At 68.9% G+C, this 17,411-nt stretch carries 18 protein-coding genes and 1 pseudogene; 17 read left to right on the top strand and 2 right to left on the bottom strand.

From position 1 onward, the window contains the following. The first annotated feature begins 11 nt into the window (after positions 1–11). The 9 genes from lysM to trhP all read left to right on the top strand — a co-directional run bounded on the left by lysM (position 12) and on the right by trhP (position 6,983). Entirely contained in the window at positions 12–524 is a 513-nt protein-coding gene (gene lysM / locus C7389_RS13730; RefSeq protein ID WP_133592371.1) for a peptidoglycan-binding protein LysM, read from the top strand. An 89-nt stretch (positions 525–613) separates the two neighbouring features. Next, positions 614–1,054, top strand: coding sequence for an acyl-CoA thioesterase (locus tag C7389_RS13725; protein ID WP_133592369.1), 441 nt, complete (start codon positions 614–616; stop codon positions 1,052–1,054). 27 nt (positions 1,055–1,081) lie between these two features. Beyond that, positions 1,082–1,489 (top strand): VOC family protein, encoded by a 408-nt coding sequence (locus tag C7389_RS13720; protein WP_133592367.1) that lies wholly within the window; start codon positions 1,082–1,084, stop codon positions 1,487–1,489. Positions 1,490–1,645: 156 nt separating this feature from the next. Then, positions 1,646–2,332 carry an HAD hydrolase-like protein gene (locus tag C7389_RS13715; protein WP_133592365.1) on the top strand — a complete coding sequence of 229 codons (687 nt, stop codon included), beginning with the start codon at positions 1,646–1,648 and terminating at the stop codon, positions 2,330–2,332. Between the two features lie 88 nt (positions 2,333–2,420). Then, positions 2,421–2,963 carry a DUF2059 domain-containing protein gene (locus C7389_RS13710; RefSeq protein ID WP_162851738.1) on the top strand — a complete coding sequence of 181 codons (543 nt, stop codon included), beginning with the start codon at positions 2,421–2,423 and terminating at the stop codon, positions 2,961–2,963. Beyond that, entirely contained in the window at positions 2,963–3,592 is a 630-nt protein-coding gene (locus tag C7389_RS13705) for a DUF2238 domain-containing protein (RefSeq protein WP_133592361.1), read from the top strand. Before C7389_RS13710 ends, C7389_RS13705 begins: the two co-directional genes overlap by 1 nt. Positions 3,593–3,685: 93 nt before the next feature. Continuing rightward, a complete protein-coding gene (locus tag C7389_RS13700; protein WP_133592359.1) occupies positions 3,686–4,963 on the top strand; it encodes a TIGR03862 family flavoprotein in 1,278 nt (425 codons plus the stop codon). Between the two features lie 7 nt (positions 4,964–4,970). After that, on the top strand, positions 4,971–5,540 hold the full coding sequence (locus tag C7389_RS13695; RefSeq protein WP_211168301.1) for a dihydrofolate reductase family protein: 570 nt from the start codon (positions 4,971–4,973) through the stop codon (positions 5,538–5,540). A 72-nt stretch (positions 5,541–5,612) separates the two neighbouring features. Beyond that, on the top strand, positions 5,613–6,983 hold the full coding sequence (gene trhP / locus C7389_RS13690; RefSeq protein WP_133592357.1) for a prephenate-dependent tRNA uridine(34) hydroxylase TrhP: 1,371 nt from the start codon (positions 5,613–5,615) through the stop codon (positions 6,981–6,983). Positions 6,984–7,080: 97 nt separating this feature from the next. Here the strand turns inward: trhP and C7389_RS13685 are convergent, their stop codons facing one another. Then, on the bottom strand, positions 7,081–7,623 hold the full coding sequence (locus C7389_RS13685; RefSeq protein ID WP_162851737.1) for a DUF3592 domain-containing protein: 543 nt from the start codon (positions 7,621–7,623) through the stop codon (positions 7,081–7,083). Positions 7,624–7,822: 199 nt separating this feature from the next. On the opposite strand from C7389_RS13685, the gene C7389_RS13680 reads away from it, so the two are divergent. From C7389_RS13680 to C7389_RS25480, 5 genes and pseudogenes are all read left to right on the top strand, one after another. After that, positions 7,823–9,223 (top strand): diguanylate cyclase, encoded by a 1,401-nt coding sequence (locus tag C7389_RS13680; RefSeq protein ID WP_133592353.1) that lies wholly within the window; start codon positions 7,823–7,825, stop codon positions 9,221–9,223. A gap of 10 nt (positions 9,224–9,233) precedes the next feature. Then, the gene (locus tag C7389_RS13675) at positions 9,234–9,725 is read left to right on the top strand and encodes a GNAT family N-acetyltransferase (protein WP_133592351.1); all 492 of its coding nucleotides are present in this window, start codon (positions 9,234–9,236) and stop codon (positions 9,723–9,725) included. Positions 9,726–9,856: 131 nt separating this feature from the next. Then, the gene (locus tag C7389_RS13670) at positions 9,857–10,210 is read left to right on the top strand and encodes a VOC family protein (RefSeq protein ID WP_133592348.1); all 354 of its coding nucleotides are present in this window, start codon (positions 9,857–9,859) and stop codon (positions 10,208–10,210) included. Between the two features lie 94 nt (positions 10,211–10,304). Next, the gene (locus tag C7389_RS13665) at positions 10,305–11,930 is read left to right on the top strand and encodes an ABC-F family ATPase (protein ID WP_133592346.1); all 1,626 of its coding nucleotides are present in this window, start codon (positions 10,305–10,307) and stop codon (positions 11,928–11,930) included. A 139-nt stretch (positions 11,931–12,069) separates the two neighbouring features. After that, a pseudogene (locus C7389_RS25480) lies at positions 12,070–14,046 on the top strand (BCCT family transporter). A 66-nt stretch (positions 14,047–14,112) separates the two neighbouring features. Here the strand turns inward: C7389_RS25480 and C7389_RS13650 are convergent. Continuing rightward, positions 14,113–14,724 carry a hypothetical protein gene (locus C7389_RS13650; RefSeq protein WP_133592341.1) on the bottom strand — a complete coding sequence of 204 codons (612 nt, stop codon included), beginning with the start codon at positions 14,722–14,724 and terminating at the stop codon, positions 14,113–14,115. A 205-nt stretch (positions 14,725–14,929) separates the two neighbouring features. Between C7389_RS13650 and C7389_RS13645 the strand changes: the two genes are divergently transcribed. Genes C7389_RS13645 through ptsP form a run of 3 tightly spaced genes read left to right on the top strand, consistent with a single transcriptional unit; the run spans position 14,930 to position 17,363 of the window. Beyond that, entirely contained in the window at positions 14,930–15,313 is a 384-nt protein-coding gene (locus tag C7389_RS13645; RefSeq protein ID WP_133592339.1) for a PTS sugar transporter subunit IIA, read from the top strand. A 46-nt stretch (positions 15,314–15,359) separates the two neighbouring features. After that, complete coding sequence (locus C7389_RS13640) at positions 15,360–15,629, top strand: HPr family phosphocarrier protein (RefSeq protein WP_133592337.1); 270 nt, start codon at positions 15,360–15,362, stop codon at positions 15,627–15,629. A gap of 3 nt (positions 15,630–15,632) precedes the next feature. Continuing rightward, a complete protein-coding gene (gene ptsP, locus C7389_RS13635; RefSeq protein ID WP_133592335.1) occupies positions 15,633–17,363 on the top strand; it encodes a phosphoenolpyruvate--protein phosphotransferase in 1,731 nt (576 codons plus the stop codon). Positions 17,364–17,411: the final 48 nt, after the last annotated feature.

Below are 17,411 nucleotides of genomic sequence, written 5' to 3'. Positions count from 1 at the left end.
AGGAGACCCACATGGGACTGTTCGGCTTCATCAAGGACGCAGGTGAAAAACTCTTCGGCAGCGACGACACGGCAAGCGCACCGCCGCCGGGCAGCGCCGCCGCGCCCCCCTCCACCGCCGAGAAGATCGCCGCCGCCAATGCCCGCGCCGGCGAAGCGATCAAGACCTACATCGTTTCCCTGCAGCTCGCGCCGCCCGATCTGGCGGTGAGCTTCGACGGCGCCACCACCACCGCCACCGTGTCCGGCACCGCGCCGGACCAGGCCACCCGCGAGCGCATCCTGCTCGCCGCCGGCAACGTCAAGGGCGTCTCCCAGGTGGAGGACAAGCTGACCCTGGCCACGCCGGAGCCGGAGGCGCGCTTCCACACCGTGATGCGCGGCGAAACCCTGTCCGCCATCGCCAAGCAGTACTACGGCAACGCCAACAAGTACGCCAGCATCTTCGAGGCCAACCGGCCGATGCTGAAGCACCCGGACAAGATCTACCCCGGCCAGGTGCTGCGCATTCCGCCGCAGAGCTGAGCGCCCGACCGGCCGCGCGAGCCTCGCCCGCGGCCGGGCTGCCCCTCCCCACCCACCTCCCCACGCGCTTCGCAAGGCCTCCCGCCGCCATGCCACGCATCCAGATCGAGCTGCCCGAGCAGCTTCCCTTCCGCGTCGAGTTGCCGCTCTACCTCAGCCATCTCAATGCCGCCGGCCACCTGGACAACGCCCTGCTGCTCACGCTGGTGTCCGAAACCCGCGCCCGCTTCTTCAAGGCGCTGGGCTACAAGGAATCCGATGTGGAAGGCGTGGGCGTGATCCTGGCCGACGCCGCGGTGCAGTACCGCTCCGAGGCCTTCCACGGCGAAACCATGGTCGTAACGATGGGCGTGGATGATTTCAACAAGTACGGCTGCGACCTGCCATGGCGCATGAGCGACCGCGACAGCGGCCGGGAGATCGCCTGCGGCAAGAGCGGCATTGTCTTCTTCAACTACCAGACCCGCCGCATCGCGCCCTTGCCGGCCGCCTTCCGCCAGCGCGCCCTGGCCTATGCCGCCGCCAGCTGAATCCTTGCCTGTCCACCGGAGCCGCCGATGAGTGACAACCTGCCGGTCAGCCTGCTTTCACACGTTTCCCTGGGCACCAATCAATACGGCAAGGCCCAGGCCTTCTACGACCAGGTGCTCGCCCCGCTGGGCTGCCGCCGGGTGCTGGAGCACGAAGGCGCCACCGCCTACGGCCGCGCCTACCCGGAGTTCTGGATCCAGACGCCGCTGGACGGCCAGCCGGCCGCCGTCGGCAACGGTACCCACATCGGCTTCCTCGCCCGCTCCCGCGCCGAGGTGGATGCCTTCTACCAGGCCGCGCTGGCGGCCGGTGCCAGCGGCGAGGGCGCCCCCGGCCCGCGGCCACACTACGGCGAGCCTTACTACGGCTGCTTCGTGCGCGACCTCGACGGCCACAAGGTAGAGGCGATGTTCTGGGAGATCGCCGGCGGCTGAGCCGCAGCTCGCCGGCCGTGCCTGGCCGGCCGCACCTAGCCGGCCGCGCCTGGCCGGCCGCACCGCGCCACACGCAATCCCGCCGACATTGCCGCGAGCGAACGCGGCTATCACCACGCCCCGGCCTCCCGCCACAGACCGCCACTCCGTTCCGCCATGCCTGCCTCCCCGCCCGCCTACCGCCTCGCCATCTTCGACCTCGACGGCACGCTCGCCGACTCGCTCGGCTGGTTCCTCGGCGCCATCAACCTGATGGCCGGGCGCCACCGCTTCCGCCGGGTCGAGGCACACGAAGTGGACATGCTGCGCGGCCAGGGCGCGCGCCAGATCCTCGCCCACGTCGGCCTGCCGCTGTGGAAGCTGCCGGCGGTGACGGCCGACATGCGCCGGCTGATGAGCCGCGACATCGCCACCATCCGCCTCTTCCCCGGCGTGGATGACGCCCTGGCCCAACTGGATGCCTCCGGGATGGCGCTGGCGCTGGCCACCTCCAACAGCCGCGCCAACGCCGAGCGCATCCTCGGCCCGCAGAACAGCGCCCGCTTCCGCCACTTCGCCTGTGGCAGCGCGCTGTTCGGCAAGCGCGGCAAGTACGAGAAGCTGCTGCACCAGGCTGGCGTGCGGGCGGCGGAGGCGGTTTCCATCGGCGACGAGATCCGCGATGCCGAGGCCGCCCGCGCCTGCGGCCTGGACTTCGCCGCCGTCGCCTGGGGCTACACCCTGCCGGACGCACTTCAGGCCACCGCCCCGCGTGCCCTGCTCCACGACATGGACGAACTCCTCGCCTTCCTGCTCGGCCAGAAGCCAGCAAGCGCCGGCGTCCATGCTTCGGCCATGCGATAATCCCGCCCACCCCGGGCCCACCGCGGCCCGCCCCGCACTCAGCCGCCTCACCGCGCTGGCCCTTCTCTCCCCTCCTGGAGCCGCAGTCATGAACCGCTACGCGATCCGCCTCATCTCCTGTCTCTTCCTCTTCACCGCCGGCATGGGCATCGCCCAGGCGCAGACGCCTACCCGCGCCTCGGTGGACAAGCTGCTGGCGGTCACCGAAACCCGCAAGCTGATGGAGCAGAACCAGGGCCAGGTGGAGGTGATGATGCGCCGCGCCTTCGAGCAGAACATGGCCAACTCGCCCGATCCCGCCGCCGCCAAGGCGGTTGCCGACAAGGTCATCGCCAAGCTGGCCGGCCAGGTCCGCAACGAACTGTCGTGGGAGAAGATGGAAGGCTTCTACGTCCAGCTCTACACCGAAACCTTCACCCAGCCGGAGATCGACGGCCTGATCCGCTTCTACGAGAGCGAGGCCGGCCACGCCTTCACCCGCAAGATGCCTATCGTGATGCAGAAGAGCATGATGATGACGCAGGAGCGCCTGGCGCCCTTGATGCAGCAACTGAAAACCGCCATCCAGGAAGCGGTGAACGAACAGCGCCGCGCCCAACAGCAACAAGGCAAGCCCGCTCCCAGCCGTTGATGCCCTCACGCGCCGCCGCCCGCCCGGCGCTGCCGGCGGCGCTCGCCCTGCTGGTGATCGCCGCCCTCGCCGTTTCCGGCCGCGCGCCCTACGACCGCGGCACCTGGTTGCTGGAAGTGGCGCCGGTGCTGCTGGCCCTGCCGCTGCTGGCGGCCACCTGGCGGCGCCATCCCCTCACCGATCTGCTCTACCTGCTGATCGCCGCGCATGCGCTGGTGCTCATCCTCGGCGGCGCCTACACCTACGCCCGGGTGCCGCTGGGCTTCTGGCTGCAGGAGGCTTTCCAGCTCGGCCGCAACCCTTACGACAAGATCGGCCACCTGATGCAGGGCTTCGTGCCGGCGATGGTGGCGCGCGAGATCCTGCTGCGCGGCGCCTACGTCAGGGGCCGCCGCATGCTGGGCTTCATCTGCGTCTGCATCGCGCTGGCGATCAGCGCTGCCTACGAACTGATCGAATGGGGTGCCGCCCTCGCCCTCGGCCAGGGCGCGGACGAATTCCTCGGCACCCAGGGCGATCCCTGGGACACCCAGTCCGACATGTTCTGCGCGCTGCTCGGTGCCGTCGCCGCCCTGCTGCTGCTCTCCCGCCTGCACGACCGCCGGCTGGCCGCGCTCGCCCGCCGCTGAAACATGCCACCAGACCGCGCCAAGCCGCACGCCTGCGGCCATGCCGCAGCACGTACAATCGCCGCTCCCCCAGCACATCTCCAGCGGCAGCAAATGGCAGAAAACGGGCAGTTCCATGAAGCCGTCGTGATCGGCGGCGGCCCCGCCGGGCTGATGGCGGCAGAGCAACTGGCCGGTGGCGGACGCAACGTCACCCTGTTCGAGGCCATGCCCTCGGTCGGGCGCAAATTCCTCCTCGCCGGCCGCGGCGGACTCAATCTCACCCATGCCGAAGCGCAGGACGCCTTCCTCGGCCGCTACGGCGAGCGCGCGGCCGAACTCACGCCGCTGCTCGCCGATTTCGGCGCCGAAGCCCTGCGCGCCTGGGCGGACGAACTCGGTGCCGCCACCTTCGTCGGCAGCAGCGGCCGGATCTTCCCGGCGCAGATGAAGGCGGCGCCGCTGCTGCGCGCCTGGCTCGCCCGCCTGCGCGCCGCCGGCGTGCATTTCGACGTGCGCCAGCGCTGGCTGGGCTGGAATGCGGACGGCAGCCTGCGCATCGCCGGGCCTGAGGGCGAGCGCGCCATCCGCGCCGACGCCACCGTGCTGGCACTGGGCGGCGGCAGCTGGGCCAGGTTCGGCGCCGATGGCGCCTGGGTGGCGCTGCTGCGCAGCGCCGGCATCCCGGTCGCCAACCTGCGGCCGGCCAACTGCGGCTTCGACGTCACCGGGCCGGCGGGTGCCGGCTGGAGCGCGCATTTCCGCAGCCGCCATGCCGGCGAACCGGTGAAGCCGGTGGTCGCCCGCCTGCAGGCCGCCAACGGCGAATGGCTGCAGCGCCAGGGCGAATTCGTGGTCAGCGCCGACGGGGTGGAGGGCAGCCTGATCTACGCCCTGTCCGCGCCGCTGCGCGATGCCATCGCCGCCCGCGGCGAAGCGGTGCTGGAGCTGGACCTGGTGCCCGGCCGCAGCCTGGAGCGCCTCACCGCCGAGCTGGCGCGCCCGCGCGGCAGCCGCTCCCTCTCCAGCCATCTGCAGGGCCAGGCCGGCATCAAGGGGGTCAAGGCCGGGCTGCTGCGAGAAGCGGTGACGGCAGAGGAATTCGCCGCCCTGGCCCCCGAGCCGGCGCGGCTGGCGGCGCTGATCAAGGCCCTGCCGCTGCGGCTGGCGCGGCCCCGGCCGCTGGACGAAGCCATCAGCTGCGCCGGCGGCGTCGAGTTCGCCGCGCTGGACGAAAACCTGATGCTGCGCGAGCGCCCCGGCACTTTCTGCGCCGGCGAGATGCTGGACTGGGAAGCGCCCACCGGCGGCTACCTGCTCACCGCCTGCTTCGCCACCGGCTACCGTGCCGGCACCGCCGCCGCAGCCTGGCTGGCCCGCGCGGGACGCTGAAGTCGCCATGCCCGCCGAGCTGCGCATCACCTACTACGTGGCCGCCAGCGTGGATGGCTACATTGCCACCGCCAACGGCGGCACCGGCTGGCTGGCGCCCTTCGAGGCCAGCGGCGACGACTACGGCTATGCCGACTTCTATGCCGGCATCGACGCCCTGCTGCTGGGCCGCCGCACCTACGAGCACTGCCGGGGCTTGGGCGCCTGGCCCTATGCGGACAAGCCCTGCCGGGTATTCTCGCGCGACCGCAGCCGGCCGCTGCATGAGGAAGAGGCCGGGGCAGGGGGCGGCACCGTCCGCATCACCACCGACGACCCGGCCACCGTCATCGGCGAACTCGCCGCCGCCGGCGCGCGCAATCTGTGGCTGGTGGGCGGCGGCCAGCTGGCCGGCGAGTTCCTGGTACGCGGCCTGCTCACCGATCTCATCCTGTCGGTGGTGCCGGTCACCCTGGGCAGCGGCATTGCGCTGTTCGGCGGCGATACCGCGCCCGCCGCGCTGCAACTGCGCAGCAGCCGGTTGCACAGCATGGGCCTGGTGCAGCTGCACTACCGCATCGGCAACGGCCAGGACTGAACGGCCAGCGCGGCGGCGGAAAGCGCCGCGCTGGCCGCGTAGAATGCGCTTTTGCCCGCCCGCCGTTTGCCGATGTCCCCGCTCCGCCGCCCCGAACTCCTCGCCCCCGCCGGCTCCCTCGAAATGATGCGCACCGCCTTCGCCTATGGCGCGGACGCGGTCTATGCCGGCCAGCCGCGCTACTCGCTGCGGGTACGCAACAACAGCTTCGGCAAGCTGGACGTGCTGGCCGCCGGCATGGAAGAGGCCCGCGCCGCAGGCAAGACCTTCTACCTCGTCGCCAACATCTACCCGCACAACGCCAAGATCCGCAGCTTCGAGGAAGACATGGCGCCGGTGATCGCGCTGCGGCCGGACGCGCTGATCATGGCCGACCCCGGGCTGATGATGATGGTGCGCGAGCGCTGGCCGGAGGTGGACATCCACCTCTCGGTGCAGGCCAACACCACCAACTACGCCTCGGTGCGCTTCTGGCAGTCGGCGGGGGTGAAACGCATCATCCTGTCGCGCGAACTGTCGCTGGACGAGGTGAAGGAGATCCGCGACGCCTGCCCGGAGATGGAGCTGGAGGTGTTCGTGCATGGCGCGCTGTGCATCGCCTACTCGGGCCGCTGCCTGCTCTCCGGCTACTTCAACCACCGCGACCCCAACCAGGGCACCTGCACCAACTCATGCCGGTGGGATTACAAGCTGCATGAGGCCAAGGACGACGAGGCCGGCGATTCCCGCCCCATCGGCAACATGCCACTAGGCAATCCGCAGGGCATGGGCACCGTCGGCACCGCGCTGGGCGGCGGCGCCCGCCATGCGCAGGGCGCCAAGGTGTGGCTGCTGGAGGAAGGCAGCCGGCCGGGCGAGCTGATGCCGGTGGAGGAGGACGAGCATGGCACCTACATCCTCAACTCCCGCGACCTGCGCGCGGTCGAGCATGTGCAGAAGCTGGTCGAGATCGGCGTCGATTCGCTGAAGATCGAGGGCCGCACCAAGAGCCCCTACTACGTCGCCCGCACCTGCCAGGGCTATCGCCAGGCGATAGACGACGCCGTCGCCGGCCGGCCCTTCGACCTCGGCCTGCTGGGCCAGCTGGAAGGCCTTGCCAGCCGCGGCTACACCGACGGCTTCTACCAGCGCCACCACACGCCGGAGCACCAGAACTACCTGCGCGGCCATTCGGAATCCGGCCGCAGCCTGCTGGTGGGCGAGGTGGTGGGCTACAGCGGCGAGCGGGGACTGGCGGAGGTGGAGGTGAAGAACCGCTTCGGCATCGGCGACCGGCTGGAGTTCGTCGCCCCGGCCGGCCCGCGGGATGCGCTCGCCGAGCGCATCGAGGATGCCGACGGCCAGCCGCTCAGCCTGATCCCCGGCAGCGGCCGCCGGGTGTGGATGCCGCTGCCGGAAGGCGTGGCGCCGGGCGAGCCCTGCTACATCGCGCGCTACGTCTGAACGCCCGGCCGCCCGCCCGAGCAACGGCCCGCATCAACGGAAAAGGGGCTTCTCAGCCCCTTCTTCGCATTCCGGCGCCTGGGCGCCAGCAAACGTCTCACTCGCCCTCGGTGCGCCGCCAGGCCGGCCGCCAGTCGTTCCAGGCCACCATGCCGGCAAACACCAGCAGGCCGCCCAGCACCGCCACCACCCCGGCGGGCAGCGCCAGCGCCACCACCGGCCAGTGCAGCGAGCGGTCCATCATCGACTGCTCCGGCACCTTGGGATTCACCCAGGCGGTAGCCGGCTCGCCATCCTCCAGCTTGGCCAGGCGCGCGTCCATCGCCTTTTCGGTATCCAGGCCGTGGTGCAGATCGTGGCGGTCGCCGGAGTACCAGGTGCCTTCGTAACGGTAGCGGTACTCCACCTGCAGCTGCGGCAGCGGGCGGTTGCGCACGAGATCCGCCGGCATTACCTGGATGTGCTCAACATGAGCAGGTACCGGCACCCACTGCCGGCTGCGCATGGCCTCGGCCAGGGGCATGGCGGCGAAGGACACCACCCCCATCAAGCCCGCCACCAGCAAGAGAATGCCGAGAAACGGCAGAACGATGCGGATCACCGCCTCGAGCAAGCGCAACTTCAGGGAAACGTGCGGCATAGGGAGCTGGATCGCGGAAAGTGGCGGCATTCTATGCCGACCGCAGTAACAACGAAAATCCCGGCCCCCGGCGATTAGCCCGCGGTGGGCCGCCGGGCGCCCCGGATAATGCCTTAAGCATAACCCCGATGTCAGATTCCAACAGCTGGGGCCATTTCCGGCATGGCACAATAGCCCGACCCACGATCGCCCCACCGCCATGCACCCTGCCAACGCCTCTCCCGACCCGGTTTCCGACTATATCCAGTCCGATTGGCTGGCGCTGTTCGACAGCGCCAGCCCCGCGGCCCGCATCGCCATCCGCGACGTGGTGCTGGCGCACAAGGCGGAAATGAGCGACGCCTTCTACGCCCGCATGCTGAGCGATGCCGAGGCGCACCCCTTCCTCACCCATGACGAGGTCAATTCCCGCCTGCGCCACTCCATGCAGCGCTGGCTGGAAACCCTGTTCTCCTGTGAGACCCATGAGCAGTTCGGCTCGGCGATGGCGATGCAACGGCATGTGGGCGAGGTGCACGCCCGCATCGACCTGCCGGTGAACCTGGTGGCCCGCGGCGCCCGCCTGCTCAAGGGCGAGATCGCCCGCCGCCTGCCCGGCAGCGGCCTGGACCGCAATGCGCTGGTGGAAGCGGTGCTGTATGTGGACAACCTGATCGACCTCGCCTTCGAGGTCATGAGCTCCGCCTACGTCGCCTCGCACGAGCGCGCCGCCCGCATCGACGAAGCCTACCGGGTGTTCTCCTATGGCCAGAACATGCCGCTGGAGCGCGAGCGTCAGCGCGCCTCGCTGCTGGACTGGGAGAACCGCTTCCTGCAGGCCATGGTCACCGCCCGCTCCGGTGACGAACTACCGCCCATCCACGGCTCCACCTTCGGCCTGTGGCTGCAACACAAGGCGGTCGCGGTGTTCGAAGGCTCGGCCGAACTGCCCGCCATCCGCAACGCCATGGACACGGTGGACCACACCCTGCTGCCGCTGTGCGGCCAGCAGATCGACAACGGCGACCGCGCCGAGGCCCGTCGGCTGGTGAAGGAAATCCAGCACCAGCTCGCCCAGCTCAAGTTCCTCATCGGCGCCCTGTTCGAGCGTTTCGTCGACCTCGAATCCGGCAAGGACGCGCTCACCCAGTTGCTCAACCGCCGCTTCCTGCCCGCCATCCTCACCCGCGAAACCGAGCTGGCGCGCAACCAGGGCAAGGGCTTCGCCCTGCTGCTGGTGGACGTGGACCACTTCAAGCGCATCAACGACGACTACGGCCACGAGGCCGGCGACCGCGTGCTGCAGCAGATGGCCGGCCTGCTGCTGAACAGCGTGCGCTCCGGCGACTTCGTGTTCCGCTACGGCGGCGAGGAGTTCCTGGTGCTGCTGGTGGAAGTGGACCGCCAGCATGCGCTGCGGGTGGCGGAGAAGATACGCGGCCGCATCGAGCAGGAGCTCTTCCTGCTGCCGGAAGGGCGCAGCTTGCGCGTCACCGGCAGCATAGGCATCGCCATGCACGACGGCCACCCGGACTACCAGCGCCTGGTGAACCGTGCCGACGAGGCCCTCTACCGCGCCAAGAACGAAGGCCGCAACCGCTGCGTCGCCGATCCGGACTGAGGGCCCCCGCATGGTCAGCTTCCCGCTGCAGATCGAACCCACCCGGCTGGACGACCCCGCCCACGTCCAGGCCTTCCTCGCCCTGCTGGACCACTACGCCCGCGACCCCATGGGCGGCGGCAAGCCGCTGGCGGAGGCGGTGCGCGCCGAGCTGCCGCAGCGCCTCGCCGGGCGGCCCGGCTTCGTCTCCTTCCTCGCCTTCTCCGGGCCGGAGGCCATCGGCCTCATCAACTGCTTCGAAGGCTTCTCCACCTTCAGCGCGCGACCGCTGCTCAATGTGCACGACATCGTCGTCCACGCCGAACACCGCGGCCGCGGCATTGCCCAGGCGCTGCTCGCCGCCGCCGAGACCGAAGCCCGCGCCCGCGGCTGCTGCAAGCTGACGCTGGAAGTGCTCTCCAACAACCAGCGCGCGCTGGCCGCCTACGACCAGGCCGGCTTCCGCCCCTACGTGCTGGACCCGGCTGCCGGCCAGGCGCTGTTCCTGCAGAAGTGGCTGTAAGCGCCCGGCGCTGGTAACACGCCGCAGGCGGCCAACGAACGTTCGGCACCGGGGCAAGTCAGTTTCTGAGCACGGCGGAGCAGCGCTCCGCCATCCCGCAGCACGATCCAACCCCATTTCAGGAGACCACCATGGGCGTTCGCGGCCAGGACAGGCAGATCGACAACATCGAGTTCAACGTCGCCGACATCGCCCGCAGCAAGGCCTTCTACGGCCAGGTATTCGGCTGGACCTTCACCGACTACGGCCCCACCTACTGCGAGTTCAGCGACGGCCGGCTCACCGGCGGCCTCACCACCGGCGAGCCGCCGCGACCCGGCGGACCGCTGGTCATCCTCTACGCCGACGACCTCGCCGCCATCCAGGCGCGGCTGGAAGCCGCCGGCGGCAAGGTGGTGCGCCCCACCTTCTCCTTCCCCGGCGGCCGCCGCTTCCACTTCAAGGACCCGGACGGCTACGAACTGGCGGTGTGGTCGGCCGGCTGAGCGTCCGCCTGCTCTCCCCGCCATCCTCGAATGGCCTCCAGCCTTATGGGCTATAATCCAAGGCTTTGTTTTAGCTGAAAAACAGGATTCCGCCGTGCTCGTCGCCGCCAATATCACCATGCAGTTCGGGGCCAAGCCCCTGTTCGAGAACGTCTCCGTCAAGTTCGGCGAGGGCAACCGCTACGGCCTGATCGGCGCCAACGGCGCCGGCAAGTCCACCTTCATGAAGATCCTCTGCGGCATCCTGGAGTCCACCGCCGGCAACGTCTCCAAGGACGTGCATGAGCGCATGGCCTACCTGCGCCAGGATCAGTTCGCGTATGAGGACGTGCGCGTGCTCGACGTGGTGATGATGGGCCACGAGGAACTGTGGGCGGCGATCAAGGAGCGCGATGCGATCTACGCCAACCCGGACGCCACCGAGGACGAGTACATGCACGCCGCCGAGCTGGAAGGCAAGGTCGGCGAGTACGACGGCTACACCGCCGAGGCGCGCGCCGGCGAGTTGCTGCTGGGCGTGGGCATAGGCACCGAGTTCCACAACGGGCCGATGAAGAACGTGGCGCCGGGCTGGAAGCTACGGGTGCTGCTGTGTCAGGCGCTGTTCGCCAATCCGGAAATCCTGCTGCTAGACGAGCCGACCAACAACCTGGACATCAACACCATCCGCTGGCTGGAAGACGTGCTCAACAACCGTGACTGCACGATGGTGATCATCTCCCACGACCGCCACTTCCTGAACCAGGTGTGCACCCACATGGCGGACCTGGACTACGGCACCATCACCATCTACCCGGGCAACTACGACGACTACATGGAGGCGTCGACCATGGCGCGCGAACGCCAGTCCGCCGCCAACGCCCGGGCGAAGGAAAAGATCCAGGATCTGCAGGACTTCGTGCGCCGCTTCTCGGCCAACAAATCCAAGGCCAAGCAGGCCACCAGCCGCCTGAAGCTGATCGACAAGCTGAAGCCGGAAGACGTGAAGCCCTCCAGCCGCCAGTACCCGTGGATCCGCTTCGACTACGACGAGAAGGACAAGCTGCACCGCCTGGCCTGCGAGGTGGACAACATCAGCTTCGCCTACGAGGGCATGGAAAAGCCGCTGATCAGCAAGTTCTCCATCGCCATCGAGGCCGGCGAACGAGTGGCCATCATCGGCGAGAACGGCGTCGGCAAGACGACCCTGCTCAAGCTGCTGGTGGGCGAACTGACGCCGCAGAAGGGCGAGGTCAAGTGGGCGGAAAAGGCCAAGGCCGGCTACTACGCCCAGGACCACTCGGCCGATTTCGCCGATGACGTCAGCCTCACCGACTGGATCGCGCCCTACTCCCGCATCACCGCCGCCGCCACCGGCGAGGACAACGAGACCCTGCTGCGCGGCACGCTGGGCCGGCTGCTGTTCTCCGGCGACGAGGTGAAGAAGTCGGTGAAGGTCATCTCTGGCGGCGAGCAGGGCCGCATGCTGTTCGGCAAGCTGATGCTGTCGCGCCCCAATGTGCTGGTGATGGACGAACCGACCAACCACCTGGACATGGAATCCATCGAGTCGCTCAACACCGGCCTGGACAAGTTCGCCGGCACGCTGGTGTTCGTCTCGCACGACCGCGAGTTCGTCTCCTCGCTGGCTACCCGCATCGTGGAGATCAAGCTCGACGGCAGCATCATCGACTACCGCGGCACCTACGAGGAGTACCTCGCCAGCCAGGGCCTGGAATGATGCCGGGCCAGCACTGACAGGCTCCCGCGGGCGGGTTTCTACGCCCGGCTGCACACACTGCGCCGCCCCCCGGGGCGGCGCAGCCGTTTCTGCCGTCGCCGCCCCGCGGCGGCCCCCACGACTACTTGGAGAACCCGCCATGCCAGCCTCCCGCATCGTGTTCACCGTCGCCGCCGTGGTGGCTACGCTGTTCGTCCTCGCTACCGCCTTCTTCCCCGGCCGCGCCGCCGCGCTCGCCGGCGCGCTGCAGGACGGCATCGTCACCCGCTTCGGCTGGTTCTACATCCTCTCGGTGGCCATCTTCCTGTTCTTCAGCCTGTGGCTGATGCTGAGCCGCTACGGCCGCATCCGCCTGGGCGACGACGAGGACGAGCCGGACTACGGCTACCTCACCTGGTTCGCCATGTTGTTCGCCGCCGGCATGGGCATAGGCATCATGTTCTACGGCGTGGCCGAGCCCATGCTGCACTTCGGCACGCCGCGCTTCTCCGAGCCGGGCAGCATCGCCGCCGCCAAGGAGGCGATGGAGACCACCTTCTTCCACTGGGGCCTGCATGCCTGGGCCATCTACATCGTGGTCGGCCTGTCGCTGGCCTATTTCGGCTACCGCCACGGCCTGCCCCTCACCGTGCGCTCCACCCTCTACCCGCTGCTGGGCGAGCGCATCCACGGTCCACTGGGGCACCTGGTGGACGTGATGGCGGTGCTGGGCACCCTGTTCGGCATCGCCACCTCGCTGGGCTTCGGCGTGCTGCAGGTAGGCTCCGGCCTGGCCTTCCTCGGCTGGCTGCCAGCCACCACCACCAACCATGTGCTGCTGATCGCCGGCATCACCGCCGTTACCACGTTGTCCGCCGCCTCCGGGTTGGACCGCGGCGTGCGCCGGCTGTCCGAGCTCAACGTGCTGCTGGCGGTGGCGCTGGTGTGCTTCGTCTTCATCGCCGGCCCCACCGTCTTCCTGCTGTCCACCTTCGTAGAAAGCGTCGGCCTCTATCTGCAGGAGCTGGTGCTCAACAGTTTCCGCACCACCGCCTTCCGCCACGCCGAATGGCAGAAGACGTGGACGATGTTCTACTGGGGCTGGTAGATTTCCTGGGCGCCCTTCGTCGGCATGTTCATCGCCCGCATTTCCCGCGGCCGGACCATACGCGAGTTCATCGCCGGGGTGATGTTCGTACCCACGCTGTTTGCCTTCTTCTGGTTCGCGGTGCTGGGCAATACCGCCATCCACTTAGACTTGTTCCAGGGCGGCAAGCTGGCCGCCGCGGTGGCGCAAGACGTGCCGACCGCGCTGTTCAAGATGCTGGAGTCGCTGCCGCTGGCGCAGATCACCACCGTGCTGGCGGTGGCGCTGGTGGCCACCTTCTTCGTCACTTCGGCGGATTCGGGCGCGCTGGTGATAGACACCATCGTCAACGGCGGCCGCAGCGACGGCCCGGCCTGGCGGCGCGCCTTCTGGGCGGTGCTCACCGGCGCCATCGCCGCGGTGCTGCTGGTGGCCGGCGGCCTGCAGGGGCTGCAGAGCGCGGCCATCGCCACCGCCCTGCCCTTCGCGGTGATCATGCTGGCGATGTGCGCCGGCCTGCTGAAGGCGCTGCGCGCCGAGCGCGACAGCCCGCGCCCGGCCACGCTGGCGGAAGACCTCGCCCCCGCCGGCGAAGCGCTCAACCTGCCACCGCATGTGGAGGACGACTGGCGCGCCCGGCTGCGCTATGTCGCCGCCCGCGGCCGTGGCGAAGCCGGCCGCGGCATGCGCCACCCGGCGCGGCTGGCGCTGGCCGCCTTCATCCGCGAGACGGTGCTGCCGGCGCTGGAGGAGGTAGCCGCCGAGATGCGGCGCAACGGCCGCGAGATCCTCATCGACCGCCATCCGCTGCACGCCGGGGTGACGGTGATGCGCGACGGTCGCGAGGAGTTCTTCTACGTGGTGAAGGGGCGCGTCAGCCAGCGCTACGCCGCCACCATCGCCGACCTGGCGCCGGACGAGGCCGCGCCGGCCGAGGCCGAGATCGTGGTGCGCGGCGGCCACAGCCGCACCTTGCCGCTGGAAACGCTGGACCGCAGTTGGCTGCTGGAGGATTTCTCCGGGCAGTACGGCCGCTGGATGGGGTGGTGACGCGGCAGGGCATGCCGGAGAAGGCCTTCGGTGAAACGCTGGCGCTGCCCTCTGCGGACGCCGCCCTCAAATGAGGACACAGCAGCCACTGTTCGTCGGTGGCGGGGGTGGGGGAAGAACCACCTGCGTCCCCCAGGTAATGTTCTGCCCTGCGGTACGGGAGCCGGTGAAAGCCGCCGACATTTCTCCCATGTCGCCATTGAACGAAACCACCCAGGAAACGTTGCGCTGCGGGTTCATGTAGTAATGGATCGTCAGGCCCACCAACCCTGAAACGGAATGGGGCACGGAGGGAGGATGCGAAACCTTGTCCGGCACGATGAGGTAATCCACGTCACCGGGCTGGGGGCCATTGGCGCCTGCCGCGTTGAACAGGGCGACGGCCGCGCCGGGAACGGTGTCCTGGAACGTCTTGTGATAGCCGGTGATCCTGCGCACGGCGCCGCCGTTGGTGCGGATGAGAAAGCCGGCGATGCACCCGCACAGGTTCCAGGTGAAAAGCCCGGCATACGGACCGCCGGCATCCACCGAGGCGGCGCCATCCATGGCGAAGCAGAAGTAGGCCGCGGCATTGGCGGCTGGATGCTCTATCGCCGGGCCGGCGACCGCCGGCGGGTTGGCATTGGCGAGCAGGTTCCACGCAGTCGTCCCGACGCCGGTATTGACGTTGTAATTCATCGAAAGGCTCTCCCAGTCCGCAGGCTGCATGCCTGCGGAAACATCGGAGCAGATGGAGTGCCGGCCGGCATCACCCGGAAGGGGAATGAAGACGCGCCGCCCGGAAACCATCCGGGGCAATCGCCCGCCGCACCGCCAGGCTCCAGCGGATGAGCCATGCGCGGCGCATCGGCTACAATCGCCCGGATATCCAGCGGACGGCGCCATGATCGGCATTCTCCTCATTACCCACGGCACCTTGGGCGAATCGCTGATCCAGTGCGCCTGCCATGTGCTCAACCGGCGCCCGGCGCAGATCGCCCAACTGGGCGTCTCCGCCCAGGACGACCCGCTGGATCTGCTGCCGATCGCACGCCGCATGCTGGTGGAGGTCGATCACGGCGAGGGCGCGGTCATCCTCACCGACATCTACGGCGCCACGCCCTCCAACATCGCCACCAAGCTGCTGCAGCCCGGCCTCGTCGAAGGCATCGCCGGCGTCAGCCTGCCGATGCTGCTGCGGGTGCTCACCTACCGCGAGCGCGATATGGCCACGCTGATCCAGCGTGCGGTGTCAGGCGGTTGCGACGGCGTACTGCACATCAAGTAGCAAACATATAAAACGCATAAAACGACAACCAGGCGGGAACAGGGAAATGCCTAAAGCGGACGCGGAAATCATCAACAAACTGGGCCTGCACGCGCGGGCCTCGGCCAAGCTCACCCAGCTCGCCAGCAGCTTCGGCTGCGAGGTCTGGCTGGAGCGCAACGGCCGCCGGGTAAATGCAAAAAGCATCATGGGCGTGATGATGCTGGCGGCCGCCCGCGGCGCCACCATCACGGTGGAAACCGAGGGCCGGGACGCCGACCGCGCGCTGGCGGAGATCCTCGCGCTGATTGCCGACCGCTTTGGCGAAGCGGAGTAGGCCATGCCCTTCACCCTGCACGGTCTGCCGGTCTCCCAGGGTATCGCCATCGGCCATGTGCACCTGGTGTCGCATGCGCTGCTGGAGGTCAATCACTACCACATCTCGCCCAAGCACATCGCCGATGAAGTCGCCCGGCTGGAAGATGCGCTCGCCACCGTCCAGGGCGAACTGATCGGCCTCAAGGCGGCCACCACCGCCGGCCAGGGCCACAGCGAGGTCGGCGCCTTCGTCGATCTGCAGCTGATGATGCTGGCCGATCCGATGCTGGTAGAAGCCGCCCGCGGCCTGGTCGAGAATCGCCGCTACAACGCCGAATGGGCGCTGGTGGCGCAGATGGAGTTGCTGGTGGAGCAGTTCCGCCAGATCGAGGATCCCTACCTGCGCGAGCGCCAGGCCGATGTCGTCCAGGTGGTGGAGCGCCTGGTCAAGGTACTGCTCGGCCAGCCCGGGCACCTGCCGCCGCGCCGCCGCGACGGCCTGGGCACCATCGTCGTCGCCCACGACCTGTCGCCGGCCGACACCATCGGTTTCCGCGACCACAACATCGCCGGCTTCGTCACCGATGTCGGCGGCCCCACCAGCCACACCGCCATCGTTGCCCGCAGCCTGTCCATCCCGGCGGTGGTCGGCCTGCACCACATCCGCGACCTGGTGCAGGACGACGAACTGCTGATCGTCGACGGCACCCGCGGCGTGGTCATCGTCGGCCCGGACGAGGACATCGTCGAGGAGTACCGCCTGCGCCGCGCCGAGCTGGAGCTGGAGCGCTCCAAGCTCAAGCGCCTGCGCGACACCCCGCCCACCACGCTGGACGGCGAAGAAATCGCCCTGCTCGCCAACATCGAAGGTCCGAAGGACATGGCGCAGGTCAAGGCCGTCAATGCCGACGGCATCGGCCTCTACCGTACCGAGTTCCTCTTCATCGGCCGCGACACCCTGCCGGACGAGGACGAGCAGTACGAGGCCTACCGCAGCGTGCTCAAGGCCCTGCCCGGCAAGCCGGTCACCATCCGCACCTTCGACGTCGGCGCCGACAAGGCCCTCAACGGCGCCCACGCCCGCTTCGAGCCCAACCCGGCGCTGGGCCTGCGGGCGGTGCGCTACTCGCTGGCCGAGCCCAAGATGTTCCTCACCCAGCTGCGCGCCCTGCTGCGCGCCTCGGTGCACGGCAAGCTGCGCATCATGGTGCCCATGCTCGCCCACGCCCATGAGATCGACCAGACCCTGGCGCTGGTGGACAAGGCCAAGGCGGAACTGCGGGCGGAGAAGGTGAAGTTCGACGAAGGCGTGCAGATCGGCGGCATGATCGAAGTGCCGGCGGCAGCGCTGGCGCTGGGCATGTTCGTGCGCCGGCTGTCCTTCCTTTCCATCGGCACCAACGACCTCATCCAGTACACCCTGGCGATCGACCGTTCCGACGAAGCGGTGGTGCACCTCTACGATCCATTGCACCCGGCGGTGCTCAAGCTCATCGGCGGCACGCTGAGCACCGGCGCCCGCTTTGGCCTGCCGGTGTCGGTCTGCGGCGAAATGGCCGGCGATCCCGCCTACACCCTGCTGCTGCTCGGCATGGGCCTGCGCAACTTCTCCATGCACCCCGGCCACATCCTGGAGATCAAGCAGCAGGTGCTGCGCGCCGACCTCGGCGAACTCGCCCCCAGGGTGCAGCGCATCCTGAAGATGGACGAGCAGGCGCGGGTGCGGGAAGCGGTGGAGCGGCTGGCCGGCTGAACCCCGCATGGTCCCCGCACTGCGGCCTTCCGGCCGTGGCGCGAAATT

It is taken from the genome of Azoarcus indigens (genome assembly GCF_004361735.1).
Lineage (GTDB): Bacteria > Pseudomonadota > Gammaproteobacteria > Burkholderiales > Rhodocyclaceae > Azoarcus > Azoarcus indigens.
Note: the sequence above shows the minus strand (reverse complement) of the source record. Positions and strands in the feature narration are given on the sequence as shown.